Source organism: Albidovulum salinarum (genome assembly GCF_025673475.1).
Taxonomy (GTDB): Bacteria; Pseudomonadota; Alphaproteobacteria; order Rhodobacterales; family Rhodobacteraceae; genus Albidovulum; species Albidovulum salinarum.
Genome location: NZ_JAOVQO010000003.1, coordinates 179420 through 201265, shown reverse-complemented (window position 1 = coordinate 201265; position 21846 = coordinate 179420). Strand labels below are relative to the sequence as shown.

At 65.7% G+C, this 21846-nt stretch carries 25 protein-coding genes; 7 read left to right on the top strand and 18 right to left on the bottom strand.

What is annotated here, in order from left to right:
- Nucleotides 1-336 precede the first annotated feature (336 nt).
- The 12 genes from OEZ60_RS04535 to OEZ60_RS04480 form a co-directional block, all read right to left on the bottom strand.
- Nucleotides 337-840: a prepilin peptidase gene (locus tag OEZ60_RS04535; RefSeq protein ID WP_263333648.1), complete on the bottom strand. Its 504-nt coding sequence runs from the start codon at nt 838-840 to the stop codon at nt 337-339.
- A 4-nt stretch (nt 841-844) separates the two neighbouring features.
- The gene (locus tag OEZ60_RS04530; protein WP_263333646.1) at nt 845-1705 is read right to left on the bottom strand and encodes a tetratricopeptide repeat protein; all 861 of its coding nucleotides are present in this window, start codon (nt 1703-1705) and stop codon (nt 845-847) included.
- 27 nt (nt 1706-1732) lie between these two features.
- Complete coding sequence (locus OEZ60_RS04525) at nt 1733-2299, bottom strand: tetratricopeptide repeat protein (protein WP_411709783.1); 567 nt, start codon at nt 2297-2299, stop codon at nt 1733-1735.
- 4 nt (nt 2300-2303) lie between these two features.
- A complete protein-coding gene (locus OEZ60_RS04520) occupies nt 2304-3287 on the bottom strand; it encodes a type II secretion system F family protein (protein WP_263333645.1) in 984 nt (327 codons plus the stop codon).
- A gap of 15 nt (nt 3288-3302) precedes the next feature.
- Nucleotides 3303-4271, bottom strand: coding sequence for a type II secretion system F family protein (locus tag OEZ60_RS04515; protein WP_263333641.1), 969 nt, complete (start codon nt 4269-4271; stop codon nt 3303-3305).
- A gap of 6 nt (nt 4272-4277) precedes the next feature.
- Entirely contained in the window at nt 4278-5717 is a 1440-nt protein-coding gene (locus tag OEZ60_RS04510; protein WP_263333640.1) for a CpaF family protein, read from the bottom strand.
- Between the two features lie 15 nt (nt 5718-5732).
- Nucleotides 5733-6980, bottom strand: a complete 1248-nt coding sequence (locus tag OEZ60_RS04505) for an AAA family ATPase (RefSeq protein ID WP_263333638.1) — start codon at nt 6978-6980, stop codon at nt 5733-5735.
- A 261-nt stretch (nt 6981-7241) separates the two neighbouring features.
- On the bottom strand, nt 7242-7916 hold the full coding sequence (locus OEZ60_RS04500; protein WP_411709782.1) for an OmpA family protein: 675 nt from the start codon (nt 7914-7916) through the stop codon (nt 7242-7244).
- Between the two features lie 4 nt (nt 7917-7920).
- Nucleotides 7921-9345 carry a type II and III secretion system protein family protein gene (locus OEZ60_RS04495; RefSeq protein WP_263333636.1) on the bottom strand — a complete coding sequence of 475 codons (1425 nt, stop codon included), beginning with the start codon at nt 9343-9345 and terminating at the stop codon, nt 7921-7923.
- 212 nt (nt 9346-9557) lie between these two features.
- Entirely contained in the window at nt 9558-10430 is an 873-nt protein-coding gene (gene cpaB, locus OEZ60_RS04490) for a Flp pilus assembly protein CpaB (protein WP_263333634.1), read from the bottom strand.
- 247 nt (nt 10431-10677) lie between these two features.
- Nucleotides 10678-10995 (bottom strand): hypothetical protein, encoded by a 318-nt coding sequence (locus OEZ60_RS04485; protein WP_263333632.1) that lies wholly within the window; start codon nt 10993-10995, stop codon nt 10678-10680.
- A 104-nt stretch (nt 10996-11099) separates the two neighbouring features.
- Nucleotides 11100-11318, bottom strand: a complete 219-nt coding sequence (locus OEZ60_RS04480; RefSeq protein ID WP_263333630.1) for a hypothetical protein — start codon at nt 11316-11318, stop codon at nt 11100-11102.
- 392 nt (nt 11319-11710) lie between these two features.
- On the opposite strand from OEZ60_RS04480, the gene OEZ60_RS04475 reads away from it, so the two are divergent.
- Entirely contained in the window at nt 11711-12553 is an 843-nt protein-coding gene (locus tag OEZ60_RS04475; RefSeq protein ID WP_411709781.1) for a lytic transglycosylase domain-containing protein, read from the top strand.
- Between the two features lie 10 nt (nt 12554-12563).
- On the top strand, nt 12564-13997 hold the full coding sequence (locus OEZ60_RS04470; RefSeq protein ID WP_263333628.1) for a UbiA family prenyltransferase: 1434 nt from the start codon (nt 12564-12566) through the stop codon (nt 13995-13997).
- A 4-nt stretch (nt 13998-14001) separates the two neighbouring features.
- On the opposite strand, the gene OEZ60_RS04465 is transcribed toward OEZ60_RS04470, so the two are convergent.
- Entirely contained in the window at nt 14002-14238 is a 237-nt protein-coding gene (locus OEZ60_RS04465; protein ID WP_263333626.1) for a hypothetical protein, read from the bottom strand.
- Nucleotides 14239-14418: 180 nt separating this feature from the next.
- Here OEZ60_RS04465 and OEZ60_RS04460 point away from each other — a divergent pair, with 180 nt between their 5' ends.
- From OEZ60_RS04460 to OEZ60_RS04440, 5 genes are all read left to right on the top strand, one after another.
- Nucleotides 14419-15150: a M48 family metallopeptidase gene (locus tag OEZ60_RS04460; protein ID WP_263333624.1), complete on the top strand. Its 732-nt coding sequence runs from the start codon at nt 14419-14421 to the stop codon at nt 15148-15150.
- A gap of 42 nt (nt 15151-15192) precedes the next feature.
- On the top strand, nt 15193-15528 hold the full coding sequence (locus tag OEZ60_RS04455; protein WP_263333622.1) for a DUF6455 family protein: 336 nt from the start codon (nt 15193-15195) through the stop codon (nt 15526-15528).
- Nucleotides 15529-15592: 64 nt separating this feature from the next.
- Nucleotides 15593-15955: a YigZ family protein gene (locus OEZ60_RS04450; protein WP_263333620.1), complete on the top strand. Its 363-nt coding sequence runs from the start codon at nt 15593-15595 to the stop codon at nt 15953-15955.
- Between the two features lie 112 nt (nt 15956-16067).
- Nucleotides 16068-16430, top strand: coding sequence for a diacylglycerol kinase (locus OEZ60_RS04445; RefSeq protein ID WP_263333618.1), 363 nt, complete (start codon nt 16068-16070; stop codon nt 16428-16430).
- A gap of 122 nt (nt 16431-16552) precedes the next feature.
- Nucleotides 16553-16882, top strand: coding sequence for a GYD domain-containing protein (locus OEZ60_RS04440; RefSeq protein WP_263333616.1), 330 nt, complete (start codon nt 16553-16555; stop codon nt 16880-16882).
- A gap of 39 nt (nt 16883-16921) precedes the next feature.
- Here the strand turns inward: OEZ60_RS04440 and rimO are convergent, their stop codons facing one another.
- The 5 genes from rimO to OEZ60_RS04415 all read right to left on the bottom strand — a co-directional run bounded on the left by rimO (nt 16922) and on the right by OEZ60_RS04415 (nt 21803).
- Complete coding sequence (rimO, locus tag OEZ60_RS04435) at nt 16922-18307, bottom strand: 30S ribosomal protein S12 methylthiotransferase RimO (protein WP_263333614.1); 1386 nt, start codon at nt 18305-18307, stop codon at nt 16922-16924.
- A 40-nt stretch (nt 18308-18347) separates the two neighbouring features.
- Nucleotides 18348-19109, bottom strand: coding sequence for an ABC transporter permease (locus tag OEZ60_RS04430; RefSeq protein ID WP_263333613.1), 762 nt, complete (start codon nt 19107-19109; stop codon nt 18348-18350).
- Entirely contained in the window at nt 19106-20032 is a 927-nt protein-coding gene (locus tag OEZ60_RS04425) for an ABC transporter ATP-binding protein (RefSeq protein ID WP_263333611.1), read from the bottom strand. Before OEZ60_RS04425 ends, OEZ60_RS04430 begins: the two co-directional genes overlap by 4 nt.
- 79 nt (nt 20033-20111) lie before the next feature.
- Nucleotides 20112-20726: a GcrA family cell cycle regulator gene (locus tag OEZ60_RS04420; RefSeq protein WP_263333610.1), complete on the bottom strand. Its 615-nt coding sequence runs from the start codon at nt 20724-20726 to the stop codon at nt 20112-20114.
- A gap of 123 nt (nt 20727-20849) precedes the next feature.
- On the bottom strand, nt 20850-21803 hold the full coding sequence (locus OEZ60_RS04415) for a carbon-nitrogen hydrolase family protein (RefSeq protein WP_263333608.1): 954 nt from the start codon (nt 21801-21803) through the stop codon (nt 20850-20852).
- Nucleotides 21804-21846: the final 43 nt, after the last annotated feature.

The window sequence follows — 21846 nt, the reverse complement described above, 5'->3', positions numbered from 1 at the left end:
GGGTCGGGGCCTCCTTGGACGCCAGTCGACGGCAGCGCACGGGCTGTGACACGCGCGACAACCCTCGATCTGCAACGGGATTCACAGCGGCAATGTGCCGGGGCATTGTGGCCAAAAAATGGAAACAAATCCGGATCGAGGCGGCAATTGGCCTAGCTTTGTCATTGCCGCAGCGGGTGTTGCCCGCAGGTCGAACCCGCTCGGGGGAGGCGCTCGCCGCGACCGGTTTGCGCATGGAGGTGACGTAGCGGCATGAATCAGCACCGTGCACAACTCGGACTGGCGGAGCCGCGGCCCGCGCTGCACCGAGGCCGGAGCGATTGCGCCCGGATTGAGTCATGCTTCGGGCAGGAACGCGCGGATCGCAAGGTAGGCGACGAGCGTGCCGACGAGGGCGAGGCCCATCGGGAAATCCTTGCGCGTCCAGGACACCCAGTCCGGAGTCATCCGCCGAATCGCCGGGATCGCGCGGAGGAGGCGGTGGGCGCTGAAGGCACCGAGCAAGAAGGCGGCGAACAGCGGCAGCACCAGCGCGGCATGGGCCGCCGGGATGAATGGCGCTGCGGCGGCTGCGAACTTGGCGTCGCCAGCACCGAAATGGGCGACCGCGTTCAGGACGAAGCCGATCGCGAGAACCACCACGAGGTTGAGCCAGCGCCACGCCCAGAACTCGAACGGCAGGACGAGGACCCCTACGACCGCATAGATCCCGACCAGCGCAAAGACCGCGACGTTGGGGATCCGCATCGAGCGAAGATCCGACCAGCAAACCCATGCGCAGACCGGGAGAACACAGATCAGAAGGATCAGATACGCCTGCGAGGCAGGCAGGCCGAGCACCGGGTCAACCCTTCGTCACGCTGGCGTTGAGCGTCTCGAGCGCGCGGGCCGCCTGGTCGAAGTAGCGCGGGCTGGTCTCGACGGCATCCTCGAGAAGACCTTGTCCGATGGTCACGTCGCCATGCTTGATCGCGGTCAGGCCGGCGGTATAGAGCAGTTCCGCCCGTTCCTGCTGGGTCATCGGCACGATCGGCATGTCATATTTGCGCTGCGCCGAGCGAGCGAGGACGAGGTTGTTCTTGGTGGTGAAGGAGGACCGGTCGTAGGTCAGCGCCTCGGAGAACAGCTTCTCCGCGCCGGCGAAATCGCCGCGGGTCAGCTTCGAGTAGCCCCAGTTGTTGAGCACGCCCGACGGCCGCGTGGTCAGGCCGACGGCGGTTTCGTAGAAGCTGTCGGCCTTGGACCACTTCTTGTTCGCATCCGCCACCATTGCCTCGATACGGTAGCGATCGTAGGTCTCATGGGTCGGCGGGATCTGCGCTAGTTCAGCCTCGGCCTTCTTCCAATCATTGGCGCGGATCAGCGCGTCGGCCAGCGCGACGCGGTCTTCATTGGTGCCTTCTGCGCTGTCGATGACGGCCCGCCAGGCGATCGCGGCTTCGGTCGGCTTCTTGGCCCGCACCAGCGACTTCGCGAGGCCGCGCTTCAGGTCGATCCGGTCGGGGTACTGCGCGACCGTTTTCTGGAAGTAAGCCACGGATTCGTTGGGATCGGCGACCGTCAGCATGACGTCGTTGAGGTTGCTCTCGTCGATGACGTTGACGCTCTCGATCGCGCGCTTGACGTCGGCATCCGAGTTCTTCTCACAGGCCGGGAGAACCGACACGCCGGCGATGCAGAGCGAAATCAGGAAGGGATGGCGCATTGTCTGCGTCCTTTGCTGCCTCGTGCCTCAGTGTTTGGTGAGGAGCAGGAATTGCCCGTGCCCGCGCCGCACCAGCGAAAATTCGCTATTGTCGGAATCATCATAGGCCGGTTCTTCGAGCTTGGCGAGCGAGAGACGCAGATTATCGCGTATGGCGTCCGATCGGCCACTGTCGAGAGCGAAAGCGGCTTTGAAGACGCGGCTCGCCTCGGCGACCTCGCCGCGCTCCATCAGCACGACGCCGAGATTGTTCCAAGCGGGCACGAAGGTCTCGTCCGTTTCTATTGCGCGGCGAAGAATGGTCTCCGCCTGGCCGAGCCGGCCGAGCTGGAGGTTGGCAGAGCCGATTGCTGATAGCACGTCGACGGTCAGGCCATGTTCGGAGGCGGAGCGCATGTAGGCCTTGAGCGCCATCTCGTACTCCTTGGCTTCCATCAGCCGGTGACCGACGATGAGGCCGTCAACCGCCTCCTCGCCCTTGACCGTGCCTGATGGAGCGAAGGGTGAGTCGCCCATTGCGGCTTGGCCGCCGGTCGACTCGCAGCCCGCCAGGAGGCCGATCGCGGCCACAAGTCCAAGAATGCGCAATGTCATGAAGTCAGGGACCGAAATTCGCGAACAGCTGGAGCATGTCGTAGAGCGAGGGCCCCACAAGGATGATCAGGAGCGGCGGCACGGTGAAGAGCATCGTACCGAGAGTCATCTTGGTAGGCAGCTTGTTCGCAGCCTCCTCGGCCCGCATCACCCGCTTGTCGCGCATTTCCGACGCATAGACCCGCAGAGCCTCGGCGATCGAGGTGCCGAAGGTCTGCGACTGGATCATCACGGTGACGAAAGAGGCGACATCCTGCACACCGGACCGCTCGGCGAAGGCACGCAGGACCGAGGGCTTGTCCTTGCCGGCCTTGATCTCCTGGGAGACGACCTCGAACTCCTCGGCGAGGGCGGGATAACCCGCGGCTAGTTCCTTGGAAACCCGGATGATACCCTGATCAAGCGACTGGCCTGCCTCGACGCAGACCAGAAGCATGTCGAGCGCATCGGGAAAGCCGTTCTGGATCTCCTGCTGGCGGGTCTGTATCCGGCGCTCGATCCAGTATCGCGGCAGGTAGTAGCCGACCGCTCCGGGTATGATGACGGAGAGGATCAGCTTGACGGAAGATATCTCATCGCTTGCCGAGGCGAAGATGGCGTAGACCACGCCTGCGAGCAGGAAGAGGATGCCGAGGATGAACTGGATCGCGTGGAAGGTCCGAACCGCGTCGCGGCCGCGATAGCCGGCACGGGTCATCTTCAGCCGCGACGTGCTCATTTCCTCTGCGGTCTTGGGTTCGAGGAAAGTCGCGAACTTGTCGAGCTTGTCCGAGCCACGTGCCGCCCGCAGCGTCTTCTTTTCCGGGGTTCGGACGGTTCCGGCGGCCGGGCCCGCGGTATCGCGCAGCTTGGCGTAGGGATCGGCCCGCTTCTTCAGAATCGTCGGCAGGGCGGCCGCGATCAGCAGCACACCGAGCACGGCAACCGCGAAGAGCGGGCCGAGCGGGCCAAAGCTCTCGATCAGGAAGTCGTTGATCGCGTTGAGCATAACGGTCAGCCCCCCTCAGACCTTGATGTTGACCATCATCTTCATGAAGATGAAGTTTATTCCGAGCATTGTGAAGACGACCAGCGCCGCCGGGATGAAGGCAGCAGTGTCCTTCACGGTGTCGAAATAGGTTGGCTTGAAGACCTGGATCACCGCAAGAACGCCGAACGGGAACAACGACAGGAACGCACCGGACCATTTCGCTTCGGCGGTGATGGCGCGGACGCGCCGGAACAGCCGGAACCGGGCGCGGATCACCTTGGCGAGGCCGTCGAGGATCTCGGCGAGGTTGCCGCCGGATTGCTGCTGGATCGTCACGGCGACTGCGAGAAAGCGTAGATCCTGCATGTCCATGCGTTCAGCGAGATCCTTGAGGGATTCCGTGATATCGCGACCGTAGGCGCTCTCGTCTGCGATCATGCCGAACTCGGACCCGAGTGGATCGGCGACTTCCTTGGCGACGATCTGGATCGCCGAGGAGAAGGGGTGGCCGACGCGCAGGGAGCGGACCATGAGTTCCACCGCGTCCGGAAGCTGTTCCTCGACCAGGTCCATGCGTTTCTTGGCCTTGCGGGCGATCCAGAGATAGACCGCGCCGACGCCCATCACCAAGGCCACGGCGATCTGGATCGGGGTCGAGGCGGAGGTGCCGATCTTCAGCCCCAGGAAGGCGACGAAGGACAGGAGGATCATCATGCCGATCAGGGCCTTCGGCGAGAACGCGATGTTGGCCTTCTGTGCCTTGCTGGCGAGGACGGAGTAGAGCGGAATGCCCCTTGCCTTGAGGTGCTGGCTCGCCTCCTTGCGAAGCTGATCGAGCACCTGTTCGCGCTTGCCGCCCTTATCGAGCAGATCGAGCCGCCGATTCACCTTCGAGTTCAGCGAAATCGACTTGCCGAAGACGACGAGGTAGATGCCCTCGACCAGAAGAAGCACGGCCAGGAAGATCAGTGCATAGATGATCGGGGTGGGGCTGATGATCATGCGCGTTTACTCCGCGGCGATGGGGTCATAGATGGAGGCCGGAAGATCGTAGCCCCACTGGCGGAAGCGTTCGGCATAGGCCGAGCGCACGCCGGTCGCGGTGAACCGGCCGACGATCTTGCCGTCGGGGGCAATGCCGAGCCGCTCGTAGCGGAAGATCTCCTGCATCGAGATGACGTCGCCCTCCATCCCGGTGAGCTCGGTGATCGAGACCATACGGCGGGAGCCGTCCTGAAGGCGCGAGACCTGCACGATGAGGTTGACGGCCGAGGCGATCTGGGCCCGCACCGCCTTGATCGGCATTTCGATCCCGGCCATCGAGATCATGTTCTCAAGGCGCGAGATGCCGTCGCGGGCGGAGTTGGCGTGGATCGTGGTCATCGAGCCGTCGTGGCCGGTGTTCATGGCCTGCAGCATGTCGATGACTTCTTCGCCGCGGGTTTCGCCGACGATGATGCGGTCGGGACGCATCCGGAGCGCGTTCCTGAGACAGTCGCGCTGGGTCACCGCGCCCTTGCCCTCGACGTTCGGCGGGCGGCTTTCCATCCGGCCCACATGCACCTGCTGGAGCTGGAGTTCCGCGGTGTCCTCGATCGTTAGGATCCGCTCGGAGTTGTCGATGAAGGACGACAGGGCATTCAGCGAGGTCGTCTTACCGGAACCCGTACCGCCCGACACGATGATGTTCAGGCGCGTCGATACCGCGGCCTGAAGGTAGGCCGCCATCTCCTCGGTGAAGGCGCCGTAGCGGACGAGGTCGTCGACCCCGAGCTTTTCCTTCTTGAACTTCCGGATCGAGACGAGCGAGCCGTCGACCGCGATTGGCGGCACCATCGCGTTGAAACGCGATCCATCGGCGAGGCGGGCGTCGACATAGGGGTTCGATTCATCGACGCGCCTGCCCACGGCCGAAACGATCTTGTCGATGATGCGCAGGAGATGGCGCTCGTCCTTGAAGGTGATGTCGGTCAGCTCGAGCCTGCCGTCACGTTCGACGAAGATCTGCCGGGGGCCGTTGACGAGGATGTCGTTGACGGAGTCGTCCTTGAGCAGCGTCTCCAGCGGGCCGAGGCCCATGACCTCGTGGTAGAGTTCCTGGAACAGGTTGGCGCGCTCGTCCTTGTTCAGGACGACGCTCAGTTCCTCGAGTGCCTCGGTCGAGATCGCGACGATCTCCTGGCGGAGGTCCGCTTCCGTGGCGTGTTCCAGCGCGGCGAGGTTGAGGTTGTCGAGAAGCCGCTTGTGCAGCTCGACCTTCAACTCGCTCATCTTCTCCTTGCGCTTCTTCTCCTTGTCAGCCGCAATCGACTGGGCCGTCGGAGCCGCGGCGAGCGGCTGGCGCCGGACGGCGGCGACGGCCGGCGCGCTCGGCGCTTCCGCTGCCGGTCTGGCCTGTTCGGTCGCCGCCGGGGCGGCGCTGGCCGATTTCTTGTAACGGGAAAACATTGCGGTCTCTCCAGGTTACAGGGCGGCTTCGGCGGCCTTGTTCAGCTCGTAGATCGACTTCGCGAGCTTGGCGATCTCCCGCCGCAGCGGGTTCTTCGCTGCCGTGTCCGCAAGCGGAAGGCCGTGATCGTTGGACTCGGTGACCTGCTTCGAGCCGTCCGGGAGCTGAAGCTCGATCGTGATTCCAAGGCTTTCCGCCAGACGCTTCACCCGGCTCTTGCCGGAGAGGTCGGTGAATTTCGGTGCCCGGTTGAGAACGTAACGCAACTTTTCGTAGGGCAGTTCCTCGGCCTTGAGCGCCCGGATCATCCGCAGCGCGTTCTGCGCCGAACGCATGTCGAGCTCCATCATCGCGAAATAGACGTGGGACTGGTTAAGGACGGCTTCCGTCCATTGCACGACCGTCGAGGGCATGTCGACCACCACGAAGTCGAAATTGGCCTTCGCCACGTCGAGCACCCGGTTGATGTCCTCCGAGGTCACGATGTCGAGCGGCAGCATCTCCGACGGCGCGGTCATGACATGGATCTTGTCATTGAACGGAAGAAGCGCCTGCATGAAGCTGACATTGTCGATCGAGGCCGTGTCCGAGAGCATCTCGTAGACTGCCTCGCGCCGGGGCAGATCCAGATAAGTCGAGACCGAACCGTACTGGAAGTCCAGGTCGAGCAGACAGACCCGCGGGGAGTCGTCTTTTTGGACGGTCGCGAGTTCCCACGCTAGGTTCACGGCCAGCGTCGTCGCTCCGGATCCGCCCGCGAGGCCGTGGACCGGCAGGATCACGCCGTTGCGATCGCCTTTCGGTTTGAAGCCCGGCGTCTGGGCCGGCTCGTGCATGACCTGGGCGACGGCCGGCGCCCGGTTCACCCGCTCGATCGCCTCGCGCAGGGCGTTCTCAGGCAGGGGGTAGGGGACGAAATCGTCGGCGCCGAGCTTGAGAAGCTGGTGCAGCGCGATCGGGCTGACCTCTTCGGCGATCAGGATCACCTTCACGCCCTTGTCCTTCGCAGTCGTGATGATGCCGGAGATCCGCGCAAGGTCGTTCTCGTCCTGTGTGTCGACCGCGATGGCGACGAACTCGAGCGAATCGGCGTCCGGCTGATTGAGGAACTGCGCCGCATCGTCGAACGTCAGGTCACCCCAGCTTTCGCCGAGCTCCGTTTCCATATCCTCGATGAGGAGGTCGAAGTTGCTGACATCGCGCGAAATTGTGCAAGCGACGATCGGCGCCGGCTCCGGCTGCAATGCTGCTACGCTGCTCATTAACACATGTCCTTCTCTACGCGGGTGCGTCTTTCAAACCGGGGGCGTCGAGCGTCCGCTCTGCATCCCATATGGCCAATTCCGTTCACCCGGCGCGACTCGGGCGCCGCGCCATTGCTCCCGAGTTTCGAAACTCCGCGAGAATCTTGGCAATATTGGGGCTAAAAGATCGTAATTATGCGTTGTGGGTGGACGATGAGGTGAATTGGGCGGACTTTGTTGCCAAAGTCCGCCCATACACAGAAACAATCTCGGCAGAAATCAGCTGCCGGAGCCAGCCGCAGCGGCGCCCTCCGTCACTTGCGCTTGGCTGTGAACCGGCTCGGCGCTGCGCACATACTCGCGCCAGATCACCTGGGCGTACTTGCCGTTGAGGATCGTCGGATGCTTTTCGACGAAGCCGGACACCTCGGTGACGGTACGCCGGTTGCGCCGTTCCGGCGCCTGGACGAAGACCAGAGGCTGGGTCTTGCCGAACGAGGCGACAGCCTCAAGCCGCGAGCGGCTGATACCCTGGCTCGACAGATATGCCACGACTGCTTGCGCGCGACGCAAGCCGAGCGCCTTGTTGTAGGCGTTCGATCCGACAAGGTCGGTATGGCCGTAGACGCGGAACCGCACTTCCGGGAACTGACGGATCCAGTGGGCCTGCTGCCGCAGCGCCGCATGCGCCTCGCCGTCGAGCTGGGAACTGTCGAAGGCGAAGTTCACGGTGTTCGGCACATCGGCCGCGAAGCGGCGCGTTAGATCGATCGCATAGGATTTCTGGCCGGTCTGCACGAGCGTGTTGTTCATCGTCGCATTGCCGAAGTCGCTGGTCTCGATCTCGGATCCGGCCTCGGCATAGAAGGCCCGGCCCATGTTGGTTTCCTTCGAGCAGCCAGCGAGTGCTACGAAGCCGGCCGAGAGGAGGAGGAGGCTCTTTGTCATTGGCATCGTCTTACTCCATCACGTAGCCGTAGGAACCGGAATAGTCCTGCTTGGCGACTTCGCCGACGGCACCGCCGGACGACGCGGTCTTGCCGAACAGGAACAACTCGGCCTCGCTCGGCGGCCGGACGCGGTCGGTCGGCAGCGCCAGCGCCTCGCCGCGGGTCGGCGTGACGAGATGCGGCGTGACGATGATCACGAGTTCGGACTGGTTGCGCTGGTAGTCGGTGCTGCGGAACAGCGCCCCGAGGACGGGAATGTCGCCGAGCCACGGAACCTGGTCGTTCAGGTCGGTGAAGTCGTCCTGGAGCAGGCCGGCAATCGCGAAGCTCTCGCCGTCGCGCATCTCGACCGTGGTCTCGGCCTCGCGGCGACGGAAGGCGTTGACCGAGATGCCGGCGGCCGTGACGCTTACGGTCGGGTCGATGCCCGACACCGCGGCGTTGATCATCAGGTTGATGACATCGCCGTCGACCACGCGGGGCGTAAAGGCCAGTTCGACACCGAACGGCTTGTAATCGACAGATATCGTGTTGTTGTCGCCGCGCACCGGGATCGGATACTCGCCACCGGCGAGGAAGCTGGCCTCCTGACCCGACAGCGTCGTCAGGTTCGGTTCGGAGAGCGTGCGCACCAGACCCTTGCTTTCAAGCGCCTCGAGCAGGATACCAAATTCGAACGCACCGGCCGAGAAGCCGAGAAGCGCCTGTCCGGTATTCTCGGAGTTCGGTATTACACTGGGGCTGATCGGGGCGAGCCCTGTTGCATCGTTCGTTTCGCCGAGCGCTAGGCCGGCCGATGGCCCGAGACCGAAGGCACCGGCCAGGTCGGACGTCGATACCGAGGCGGCGACGCCGGCCTGAAGCTGCTTCGCGACGCCGCGCCGCACTTCGGCGAATCGGACCTTCAGCATGACTTGCTGAACCCCGCCGACGCCCATCAGGTTCGAAACCCGCCCCGGCGCATAGCGTTCGGCCAGATCGAGCGCCCGGTCGAGCCCCTGCGTCGAGGACACGGTGCCCGACAGAACGATACCGTCATTCGCGGTGCGGACCTCGATCTTCTCGCCGGGAAGGATCTGTTCAAGGCGCTCCTTGAACTCCGCGACATCAAGCGAGACCTGGACGTCGACATTGGTGATCAGCTTGCCATCCGGCGCGAGAAGCGTGAGCGTCGTGCGCCCCGGGGCCTTGCCGAGAACATAGATCGTCCGGTCCGAGAGCGTCGAGATGTCAGCGATTCCGGGGTTGGCGATCGAAAGCTCGGCAAACGGTACGTCTGATTCGACCACTACCGCGCGGTTCATGGGGACGACAAGTGCACTCGCAACCGAACCACTGACGATTTTCAGAGTTTCCGCACCGGCGGAAGCGGGGATGGCCAGCGTGAGCGTCGCGCCCAGCAATCCTGCCGCAAATATTTTCTTCGTGCTCATGTGACCTGCCTCTCCGTCACTTCTTCAGGAACGGGTCGAATTTGCCCGGCTTGCAGCAAGATTGCGGGAACCTGCGTTTGTTTGCAACTATCAAGTGTTTGCACAAAGTTCTTTATGTGGGCGTGGGGCAACACTCCCACACGCGTTGTGAAAAAAGAAACGCCGGCCACCACATAGGGTGACCGGCGCGCCCTCGTTTCCGCGCGGGCGGATCAGTTGGTGCAGGGGATCACCGTCTCGACGATCTCGCCGCCCTTGTTGGTGCGGACGCTGCAGACGGGTTCCGGCGCGACTGCGGGCGCCGGCGCAGCTTCGACGATGCCGAGCAGTTTGTTGCGGTCGATCTCGACCGCGCCGATGACCGTTTCGTCACCGCTGCCGACGAGGGCCAGCGTCAGGCGCCCGGTCTGCTGGGCAAGCGCGAGCGCCGCCACCTGTTCCGGTTTCGCCTCGATGGTGACAGTGCGGGCAATTCTGGTCTCTTCGGAGCGGTCGGCATCGGCGGACTGGTCGATCGCGATCAGCTTCACGTTGGTATCGATCAGCTTCGCCGTGTCCTGGCCGTTGATATTGCCGCTCCAGTAGATGTCGACCCTGTCGTCGGGACGCAGGAAGCCTGAGACGCCGGACGTCACGTCGACACTGATGGCGAAGGCGCGCATGCCCGGGGTGAGAGTGGCCGTGATTCCCGCGTCCACTCCCGGATTGGTGATCTTGGACGCGAGCATCGGCTCGAACGGCTGGAAACTGCGCATCGCGGCGCGGGGCCGCGTTTCACCCTCCAAGAAGACCGGCACGATCGAGGCGTCGCCGCCCTTCGGCGCGGTAATGGCATTGAAGGCGCCTTCGGGGACCTTGCCTTCGTGCCACTTGATCACCTCGAGATCGTCGGCCGTAAACCGGTCGCCATATCTCAGTGGCCGCTTGGTCACGACGACATCCACGAGCTTCGTCGCCTGCGCCTGCCTCGCGGCGAGCATGTCACGCTCCGCCTGAGCCTGCTCGATATACCCTTGCGCCATGTAGACGGCAAAGCCTGCAAGGGCGACCCCGAGCACCAGGACCAGACCAAAAACCAGACGCATGTCGATTCCTTTCGTCGAATAGGCCTCAGGCGCCGCTCCTTCGCTGGGTGCGCCCATCCGCCTGCTTATCGTGGAATATCCGCGGAGAATACGGCGAAATGGTGGTCAAAGCGAGCCGGCAGGGAGGAATATCCCGCATCCGGGAAACACTCGGCAGGAAAATGCCGTGCCGAGCCGCACGAGCGGTGGACGGGCCCCACGCACATTGCCACTTGGGCAGGGGCTCGGTCTATCGGGCCGTCGAGGTTCAGGGGGCCTGAATGGTTTCGGGGACGGTCCTAGTGTCGAGATAACGCTTCACCGCATCGCCGACGCTGTTCATGCTTCCCTTCATTCCGAGCATCGTGGCTACGGAGAGAGCGCAGGCGCCAGCAGTGAGGACCACCCAGTCGACAGTGACGGCGCCGTCCTCGTCGGCAGCGAAGCGTTTTGATCTTCTCAAAATTTTCATGTCATGCCTCGCAATCGTCGTGCGATGTTTGCGGCGGTTGAACGCCAGATCTGCCCTCGCCCCCGGCCCAGTAGAGCCGCGCATCATGGCGCCAAAGCGGCGGGCATCGGTCATTTTTGCGCCCGATTTCTTGCGCTGTACGCCCGTCCGCATCGGAAACGAAAAACCGCGCCCTGAAGGCGCGGCTCTCGTTCGGTCGGCGTGACCGAAGTGCCGGATTACGGCGTGGTCGAGGATGCCCCGAGCATGGTGGCCGGAACCTCCGAACCATCCAGCCAAGCCTGGATCTTTCCGGCCAGACCGTCGCTGCCCTGCTGGACCGCGGCAAGGGCGGCGACGGCGAGGCCGACGACAGCGGCGGTCAGCACGACCCAGTCCACGGTCACGGCGCCGTCTTCTTCGTTGTGGAACTTCTTGAACAGTTTGAAGAACTTCATGTTTCTCTCCGTTTGCTTCGCCCGTTTCGCCATCCGCATCCGATCTTCCGAGGTATTCCAGGGCCTCGTCCCGGTCGCGGCATGGGCTAATCTGGCCCTCGAAACGTGGCATGATTGGGGCGGCGATCGTACTTTTTGTGGTTGCGTTAAGTATTTTTCAGAACTGCCTTAAGTCATTGATAAGGCGGCAAATAAAAAAATGATAGTGACGCAGCTTCGCGTATCGACCTGTTGCCAAAAGGCCGAATCAGGTGGGATTTGGCCAGGAAGAGAGCGGTAAATGCTGGTTCCCGCAGGCAGATTCTGGGAAAAGAGTTAAAGAACAACCTCAAGAAGGCAGGGCGGGCATAACCGTGCGTCGGTATGGACAGGCACTATTCTATAGCGTCGTCGTGGCGCTGATCGCAGGCACGCTGCAGGCGGAAACCGCCGCGGCCCCCTATCCGGAGTTCACTTTCAAGCGGGTAGGCGCGCCGAAATCGGGAGGCTCGGCCCCCGGCACCAAGCGTATAACCGTGCAGATCGACCCCGCCGAGCAGGCGCTGCGGCTGGCGTCCACGCCGCTGCCGCCGCCGGAGAACCCGATCCCGCGCGGCGGGCGGGCGCCCGGCCTCGAGCCGGCGGTGCCGTCCGGGCCGCCTTCTCCGAGCGAATACGACTGGTACTGGAAATCTGTGTCGCCATCGCTCGGCAACTCGGCAGGACGGTTCGACGTCGCGCTCGCCACCTTGAGCCAGGGGCCGGGCGGCACGGTCGTCCCCGCTCCGCGGCTCCAGCACTTGCGCGACATCGCGGCGCGTCACGGCAGCGAGATCCTGAATGCGACGATCGGCACCGAGGTTTCGCCCGCGCTCGCGCTCGCGGTGATCGCGGTCGAGAGTGCGGGGCGGGCCGACGCGGTCTCCTCGGCCGGTGCGGTGGGGTTGATGCAGCTCATCCCGGCAACGGCGGACCGCTTCGGGGTGCGCAACAGCAAGGACCCGGTCCAGAACATCAGGGGCGGCGTCGCCTATCTCGACTGGCTGATGCGCGAATTCAACCGCGATCCGCTGATGGTGCTCGCCGCCTACAATGCCGGCGAAAACGCGGTGAAGAACAATGGCGGCGTGCCGCCCTATTCCGAGACCCGCGCCTATGTGCCGAAGGTACTCGCGGCCTGGACCGTGGCGCGCGGCCTCTGCCGCACGCCGCCGATGCTGGTGTCGGACGGTTGCGTCTTCGTGGTCGAAGGCTGAGTTGCCCGCGATGACCGAGGTGAAGCCGCTCGTCCTCGACGTAGACGGCACGTTTCTGAAGACCGACATGCCGCTCGAGACTTTCTGGGCGGGGCTCGGACGCGATCCGGTCGCGACCCTCGGCGCGCTGGTACGCAACTTCCGCCGGCCCGAACGGCTCAAGGCCGAGCTTGCGGCGATTGCGCCGCTGCGCACCGACCTCCTGCCGGTCAATCCCGAGATCGCCGATCTCGCGCTGCGCTCGCGCATGGCCGGCCGCGAGGTCGTGTTCGCCTCCGCCTCAGATCGTAGCCTGGTCGAACGGCTGGCCGCGGAATATGGGCTGAGCGAGGAGGTCTTCGCCTCCGACGGAGAGATCGACCTCAAGGGGCCGACCAAGGCCGAGGCGCTGGTTGCGGCTTTCGGCGAGCGCGGCTTCGACTATGCCGGCGACGCGGCCGTGGACATTCCGGTGTGGGAACGCGCAGAGAACGCACTCGTCGTGGGCCGGGTTCCGTCGGCACGGGCGCTGACCGCGCAAGGTCAGAACGTCGTCGAACTGCCCGGCGGCTGGAGCCCGGCCGCTCTGATCCGTGCGCTCAGACCGCATCACTGGGTCAAGAACCTGCTCCTGCTGCTCGCGATGATCGTGTCGCTTCGCTTCGATCTCGCGACGCTGGTGCCGATCCTGTGGGGCATCGTCGCCTTCTCGGCCGCCGCCTCCGCGATCTACATCGTCAACGACCTTCTCGACCTCGAGGCGGACCGGCTGCACCCGACGAAATGCCGGCGCCCCTTCGCCAGCGGCGAGGTCCCGATCGCGGTCGGCATGGCCGCCTTCGCGGTGCTCGGCCTTCTGGCGCTCGGATTGGCGGCAGCGATCAACTGGGCGTTTTTTGGCGTGGTCGTGCTCTACATGATCCTGTCGCTCGCCTATTCGCTGAAGCTCAAGAGGATGCGATGGGTCGACGTGGCGACGCTTTCCGCGCTCTACACGATCCGGGTGATCGCCGGCGCGGCGGCGGGAGGGGTCGCGGTGTCGATCTACGCGCTGATCTTCCTTCTTCCGGTCTTCGTCACGCTCGGCTGTGTCAAGCGGCTGACCGAGCTGACGCTCACCACCGACGACCAACCTCTGCCGGGGCGGGGGTACGGGCGTCAGGACCGCGGCGATCTTCTGAACGTCGCCGGGCTCGGAACGGTGGGCGCGCTCCTGGTCTTCTTTCTGTTTTCGATCAGCGAGCAGGGACGCGTGCTTTATCCCGCGACCTGGGTCTTGTGGCTGTCGATGCTGCCGATGTGGCTCTGGCTCGTCCGAATGGTCATGCTCGGCTGGAACGGCAAGCAGGACTACGACCCGATCGTCTTCGCGATGCGCGACAAGTTGGGGCTGGCCATCCTGATGGTCACGCTCGGCCTGATGTTCCAGGCGGCGGGGCTGTGGGGAAAGTGGTTCGGGGTCTGACCCGTCAGCTTTTCGGCTTCAGCCGGTAGACGCCTTCGGGCAGGTTCAGCGCGGCGGCAAGCTCGCGCACCTGGGCCATCGACATGACGATCTTGCAGACCTCGTCCTTGCGCGGATCGTATTGCTCGATCGTCACGCATTCGGCAAAGCCCTGGATGGTCACATCCTCTTCGAGGTGGGGACTTCCCTCGTCGACGAGGGTGATGACGGTGGCGTCGAAATCGTGCTCGATTGTAAACATGGCCCCAGCCTAGCGCGGCCCGCGACCGGGCTCAATGGCGGTCTGCGACGGGCCGGAGTCGCCGCGAAAAGCGGACGTCCGCACGGGATCGTGAACGCTGGTCGCGGGGCCTTTCGCTGATCGCGGCGCAGCGCTAACTTGACCCTACGCAGAGCAGTCAAAGCGGCCCGGGAGAGGCGAATGAAAAAACTGGCGATCCTCGCAACCGTCATGCTGGCGGGCTGTGTCGAGACCGTTCCACAATCGCCTTATCCGCAGGCTCCCTATCCACAGGGACCCTATCCGACCGGGCCGGCCGTCGATCCCGGCCCCGCCGTTCCTCCCCGGGTCGCGGCCCGCAACTTCACCAGCGTCGTCAGCCGCATGGAGCCGGTGATCGAGCGCGAATGCTGGAACATGGGTGCCGGGAACTGCGACTTCCGCATCGTCGTCGACGACCGGCCCGGCCAGCCGCCGAACGCGTTCCAAACGCTCGACCGCTCGGGGCGGCCGATCATCGCCTTCACGCTTCCCCTGATCGCCGAAGCGCGCAACACCGACGAGCTTGCCTTCGTCATGGGTCACGAGGCCGCGCATCACATCGCCGGCCACATCCCGCGCCAGCAGCAGGAGGCGATGACCGGCGCGCTGATCGCCGGTGTGCTGACCGCCGCGACCGGGGCCGACTCGAGCGCGATCCGCGGCGCCCAGAACATCGGCGGCACGTTCGGCGCCCGCCGGTTCGCTAAGGATCACGAGCTTGAGGCCGACTCGCTCGGCACGATCCTCGCCTGGCAGGCCGGCTACGACCCCGAGCGCGGCGCGGAGTTTTTCATGCGCATTCCCGATCCCGGCAACCGTTTCCTAGGAACCCATCCGCCCAATGCCAGCCGGATCGATACGGTGCGCCGCACGCTTGCAGGGCTGCGCTGACCGCGGTTTCGACGGCTCTTGATTTGAATCAAGGCGTCGGCCATGGTCATCGCGCGATGGTGGCGCAAACGCGACGGATCGGAGGAAGGCGCGATGGGTAGTGTCGTGACGATGGCGGCGAAGTCCGGCGGGGCCGGGGCCGAGCTTCCCTATTTCCTGACCGAGGAGGAGACGCGGCGCCACGGCGTCGATATCGGCGAGGCGATCCAGTCGGGGATCCTCACGCTGGACGATTTCCGCGCGATCCTCGCGCTCTGCCGCGACTGCCACGAAGGCCAGGAACTGCGGCGCGAGCCCGGCCATGACCGCCACGCGCATGTAGCGCCCGAATGGTGCGCGAACCGCGCCGTGCTTGAGGGCCTGCGCGGCATCGTCTGAACAACGCCCGGCCGCAGGCTTGGCAGCGCCCGCCGCAGGTCCTATTCCCGGCGGCGGAGGTGCTATGCGGATCATCGAGAACGTGCTGAGCGATCGCGGTTCGAAATACGCCGTGTCGGGTGGCCCGGCGGCGAGCCGCGAGGCCGCGGCGGCGTTTCTGGTCGAACTCACCCGAGCGAAGAAGTTCGCGCGCGCCACCCATAACAGCTGGGCGCTGCTCCTTGACGAGGATGGGCGGCGCGAGGGGGTGAAGAACGACGACGGCGAGGCCGGCGCCGGGGCGGTGATCCTGCGGATGCTCGAGCGCGAGGGGCTGGTCAACCACATCGTCGTCGTCACCCGCTGGTATGGCGGGGTGAAGCTCGGCGGCGACCGGTTCCGACGTGTCACCGAGGCGGTGCGGATCTACCTGGCCGAGTGCGGCTGAGGCCGCTGCGGCGCGGGCGGCAAAATGTCGGCATTCCGTCGGGCAACGGTCGGCGATTGGCAGCCGCCCCGGCACGGCGCTAAGGTCGCGGGAAGATCGACCGGAGGGACCCATGCGCGCCATCGTAACCGCCGAGCTCCGGCGCTTCGCCAATACCTGCATCTGGTCCTGGCAGGGCTGGTCGGCGGCCTGGGCGAGCGAGAAGTCGCTTCGCCAGTGGACGGTGGTCAACCTCGCCTCCGCGACGCTCGCCTTCGCGCTCGACCTGAGCGCGGGCGAGCGGGCGATGATCCTCGCGCTCGGCCTCCTGATCCTCGCGGCGGAGCTCTTCAACACCGCGATCGAGGAGATCGTCGATCTCGCCTCGCCGGAGCGCGATCCGCGGGCCGGCAAGGCCAAGGACTGCGGTTCGGCGGCGGTGGCGGCGACGGCGATCGCGGGCGGGGTGGCCTGGCTCGTGGTGCTTCTCGGCTGAATCCGCCGTTCGTCCCGCATGGCGTGAATCGCGTTCGTGTGGTAGAAAAGGGCACTTGCCTACAGACACTTAAGTGCATCGTCCGGCGCTTGATCGGGCGTTCAACTGTTTGGGAGGACAGCATGCCGACATTCATTCTCACCGGAAACTACGAGAGCTCCGCCATCAAGGGCATGATCGCGAGCCCGTCGGACCGCGAGGCCGCGGCGCGGGCGCTGATCGAGGCTGCGGGCGGCAAGCTGCTGCATTTCTACCTGACCTCGGGCGAGCGGGATTTCATGGCGATCTCGGAAGCCCCCTCGATGCAGGACATGCTGCCGGCCCTCATGGCGGTTGGCGCCTCGGGCCAGATCAGCCATATGCGGACGGTCCAGGCCTTCACCGCCGCCGAGTTCAAGGCGGCGCAGGAAAAGGCAAAGGCCATCGCTGCGGCCTACAAGCCGCCCGCGTAGCGCCAAGGAGAGCCGGATCGCCTGAGTGTCGTCACGCCTTCAGGCGATCCGCCCCCAGAGGTCGTATTCGCCGGCCTCGTCGACCTCGACGGTGACGATGTCGCCGGGATTCAGCGCCTCGAAATCCTCGTCTATGAAGAGGTTGCCGTCGATCTCTGGCGCGTCGGCCTTGGTGCGGCAGGTCGCGCCCTCGGCGTCGACCTCGTCGACGATGATCTCAAGCCGGGTGCCGACCTTGGCGGCGAGCTTCGCCTCCGAGATCCCTTGCGCCTTTTCCATGAAACGGTCCCAGCGCTCCTGCTTGACCTCGTCGGGGACGTGGTCGGGCAGGGCGTTCGAGCGCGCGCCGGCGACGTTCTCGTACTGGAAGCAGCCGACGCGGTCGAGCTGGGCCTCGTCCATCCAGTCGAGAAGGGTCTGGAACTCCGCCTCGGTCTCGCCGGGATAGCCGACGATGAAGGTGGAGCGGAGTGTGATCTCGGGGCAGATGGCGCGCCAGGCCGCGATCTCGTCGAGCGTCTTCGCGGCGGCGGCGGGGCGTGCCATGCGCTTCAGCGTCTCCGGATGGGCATGCTGGAACGGGATGTCGAGATAGGGCAGCACCAGCCCCTCGGCCATCAGCGGAATGAGGTCGCGCACATGGGGGTAGGGGTAGACGTAGTGCAGCCGGACCCAGGCGCCGAGGCTGCCGAGGTCGCGGGCGAGGTCGGTGATATGGGCGCGGTGCTCGCGCCCGTCGCGGCCGGCGCTGACCCCGTGTTTCAGGTCGAGCCCGTAGGCCGAGGTGTCCTGGCTGATGACGAGCAGTTCCCGCACCCCGGCCTCGACCAGCTTTTCCGCCTCGCGGACGACCGCATGGGCGGGGCGCGAGACGAGGCGGCCGCGCATGTCGGGGATGATGCAGAACCGGCACTTGTGGTTACAGCCCTCGGAGATCTTGAGGTAGCTGTAATGCCGGGGCGTGAGCTTCACGCCGGTCGCGGGCATGAGGTCGACGAAGGGATCGGGCGCGGGCGGCACTGCGCCGTGAACCGCGTCGAGCACCTGTTCGTACTGATGCGGGCCGGTCACCGCGAGGACGGAAGGATGCGCGCCGGTAATGTAGTCGGGCTCGGCCCCGAGACAGCCGGTGACGATCACCCGGCCGTTGGCCGTAAGCGCCTCGCCGATGGCCTCGAGGCTTTCCGCCTTGGCGCTGTCGAGAAAGCCGCAGGTGTTGACGATGACGGCGTCCGCGCCAGCGTAGTCGGGGCTGATCGCGTAGCCCTCGGCGCGAAGGCGGGTCAGGATCCGCTCGCTGTCGACCAGCGCCTTGGGGCAGCCGAGAGAGACCATGCCGATCCGGGGCTGGCCGGGGCGGGCGGGACCGTCGAAGACGGGCTTCGGCGCGAGATCGGGGCGGAGGTTCGGCGGGTTCTGGGTCATGGCGGCGGCGTATACGCGCTCACGGCGGTCAAGGAAAGGGTCAGGCGCGCAGCCGCCAGCCGGTGCGGAAGATCGCCCAGACGGCGAGGAAGCCGAGCGCGAGGAAGATCGCGAGGGCGAGGACCGAGGCGGCAAGCGGCACGTCGGCGAGGCCGAAGAAGGTCCAACGGAAGCCCGAGACGAGGTAGAGGACCGGGTTGAGCTTCGCCACCGCGGCCCAGAACGGCGGCAGCATCGAGGTCGAATAGAAGGCGCCGCCGAGGAAGACGAGGGGGGTGATCACCATCATCGGGATGAACTGCAGCTGCTGCCAGTCCTTGGCCCAGATCCCGATCAGGAAGCCCCAGAGCGCAAAGCCGAAAGAGGTCAGGACCAGGAGGAGGAGCGCCAGCACCGGATGGGCGAGCGGCAGGTCGACGAAGAAAAGCGCGGTGAGGTAGATGACGATGGCGATGATCACCGATTTCAGCGCCGCCGCGCCGACGAAGCCGGCGACGACCTCGAGGAAAGAGACCGGGGCGCAGAGGATCTCGTAGATCGTGCCCACGAACTTGCGCATGAAGATCGCGTTGGCGGCATTGGCAAGCGATTGCTGCAGGACGGTTAGGATGATCAGGCCCGGCACGATGAAGGCGCCGTAGCTGATCTCCTCGACCGACTGGATGCGACTGCCGATCGCTGCGCCGAAGACGACGAAGTAGAGCACGGTCGAGACGACCGGAGCGGCGAGCGATTCCCAGGGCGTGCGCCAGAACCGGGCCATCTCGAAGTTGAAGATCGTCAGGATCGAGCGCGCGTTCATGCCATGTCCCTCACGAGCCGCAGGAAGACCTCCTCAAGCGAGGTCTGTTCGGTGGAGAGGTCGCGCACCGCGAGCCCGTGGCCGGCGAATTCCGCGAGCAGCCGGGCGATGCCGGAGCGGTCGGCATGGGTGTCGTAGCGGAAGCGGACCGTGCGCCCGTCGTCGCCGAGGTCGAGCCCGAGGCCGGCGAGGGGGGCGGGCAGCGCGGCGACGGGGTCGGTCAGCTCAACGGTGAGGATCTTCTGGCCGAATTCGTGCATCAGCTCGGTCTTGTCGCGGACGAGGAGCAGCCGCCCCTTGTCGATGATGCCGACGCGGTCGGCCATCTCCTCGGCCTCTTCGAGGTAATGCGTGGTCAGGATGATCGTGACGCCTTCCTTCTTCAGGCCGCGCACGACCTCCCACATCTCGCGGCGGAGGTTCACGTCGACGCCGGCGGTGGGCTCGTCGAGAAAGAGGATGCGGGGTCCGTGGGCGAGCGCCTTGGCGATCAGCACCCGGCGCTTCATGCCGCCGGACAGCTCGCGCAGCTTCGCGTCGCGCTTGTCCCAGAGTGCCAGCGCCCGGAGCACCTTTTCGAGGTAGGCGTCGTCAGGTGCCTTGCCGAAGAGCCCGCGCGAGAAGCGCACCGTGTTCATCACGGTCTCGAAGAATTCGAGCGTGATCTCCTGCGGCACGAGCCCGATCAGCGACCGCGCCGCACGGTAGTCGCGGACGATGTCGTGCCCGTCGACGCTGACCGAGCCGCCGGTGGGGGTGACGAGGCCGCAGGTGATCGAGATGAAGGTGGTCTTGCCGGCGCCGTTCGGTCCGAGGAGCGCGAGGATCTCGCCCCCGGCGATGTCGAGCGTCACGCCCGAGAGGGCATGGGTGCCGCTGGCATAGGTTTTGGAAAGGTCGCGGACCTCGATGATCGGTCGCATGGGGCCTCCTGTTCGCGGGGCGGAGGCTACGCGCAGGCGGCGGCGAAGGGAAGCACCCTCCTGCCGCCTGCCGCCGGGATCAGCGGCGCCGGTCGCGGCGCGAGGACATCGGCTGGAAGGCGACGCCGACATGGGCCTCGCAATAGGGTTTGCCGGGCTGGGCGGCGAGGCCGCAGAACCAGAAATCCTCGGTCGCCGGGTCGCCGATCGGCCATTTGCAGGTGCGTTCCGTCAGATCCATCAGGCCGATCTTGCGCGCCTTCTTCTCGACCTCGCGGACCGAGGCGAGCGCCTCGGGGCTGATCTCGCCGGCGGAGGGCTGCGGCGGCAGCGGCTGGCCGGCCGGGATGATCGGCTTGCGCGCGGGCGTCGCGGGCTGGGCCGCGGCGGGCTGGGCGGCTTCGGGGCGCTGCGGCGCCGCCGGCGCGGGCTGGGCGGCGGGCTTCGGCTCGGCGCGGGGCGCGGCGGGTTTCGCCGCCGCCGCGGGGCGCGGCTCGGGCTTCGGCGCGGCTTCGGGCGCCTTGGCCTTCGGCTCCGGCGCGCCGCCGACGCGGTTCGACAGGCCGAGCCGGTGGACCTTGCCGATCACCGCGTTGCGTGTAACGCCGCCGAGTTCCTTGGCGATCTGGCTCGCCGACTGGCCTTCGGCCCACATCTTCTTCAACGTCTCGACGCGCTCGTCGGTCCAGGACATGACTGACCCTCGGGTTGGCAAGGCACAAGACGGCGCTCATCGGGCGATGCGCCGTCCGGCCTCGAATGAATTTCGCCCCATTCTATCCGGGACGCGCCGAGATACAAGCAAGGGCGGGGAGTTTCAAGCGCCCGACGTGTCGTCCGGGCCGAACCGCACCGGCGGCTGCGCCGCGCGGTTGACCGAGAGCGTGAAGATGTCGGGACGCGCGTAATGGCCCGCCACGTCGAACTTGCGCCGTGACGCGCGGGCGCGCGCGAAGTCGATCTCGGCCGAGAGGAAACCCTTCTCGGCATGCATCGGGCCCGCCTCCACGCCGCCGAAGGGCTGGTAGACGACCGCATCACCGGGATTGATCCACTCGCCGGGGTCGGGAAAGATCTCGTCGCGGTGGGGCAGATCGGCGGGGATGTCCGCCGCCTCGATGGCGGTGGCGCAGCCGATGACCCAGACGCCGCCCTCGCGCGCGATGTGCTGCATCGTGGCCAGCCAGGTCGGCCCGCTGTCCCAGGTCGGCGCGACATAGATGTCGAGGTTCTGGGCATAGAGCGCGAACCGCGCGAGCGGCATGTAGTTCTCCCAGCAGATCAGCGCGCCGACGCGGCCGACGGCGGTCGGCACCACCCGCAGGCCCTGGCCGTCGCCGCTGCCCCAGAACATGCGCTCGGGATTGGTCGGCATCAGCTTGCGGTGGTTGTTGCGAAGCGTGCCGTCGGCGTCGATGATGGCGCAGCTGTTGAAGAGCGTGCTGCCGCTGAACCGGCCGTCGATCTCCTGGTGGCCCATCACGACCACGACGCCGTGCTCGCGGGCGGCCTCTCGGACGGGGCGCAGCCCGTCGCGCGAGAGATCGACCGAATTGGCCTGCGACAGGCGGAAAAGCGCATCCGTCGCCGCCATGCCGCGCCCGGGCAGGAGCCGCCAGACGAAGGTCGGGTAGCCCGGCAGCCAGACCTCGGGAAAGACCACCATCTCCGCCCCGCCGGCCGCGGCCGCGCCGATCAGCGAAACGGCCCGCTCGAGCGATCGCTCAATATCGAGATAGACCGGCGGCTCCTGGACGATGCTGACCTTCATGCGTTCCTCTCCCCTTGACCGGGCGATGGTAGCACAAACGGGG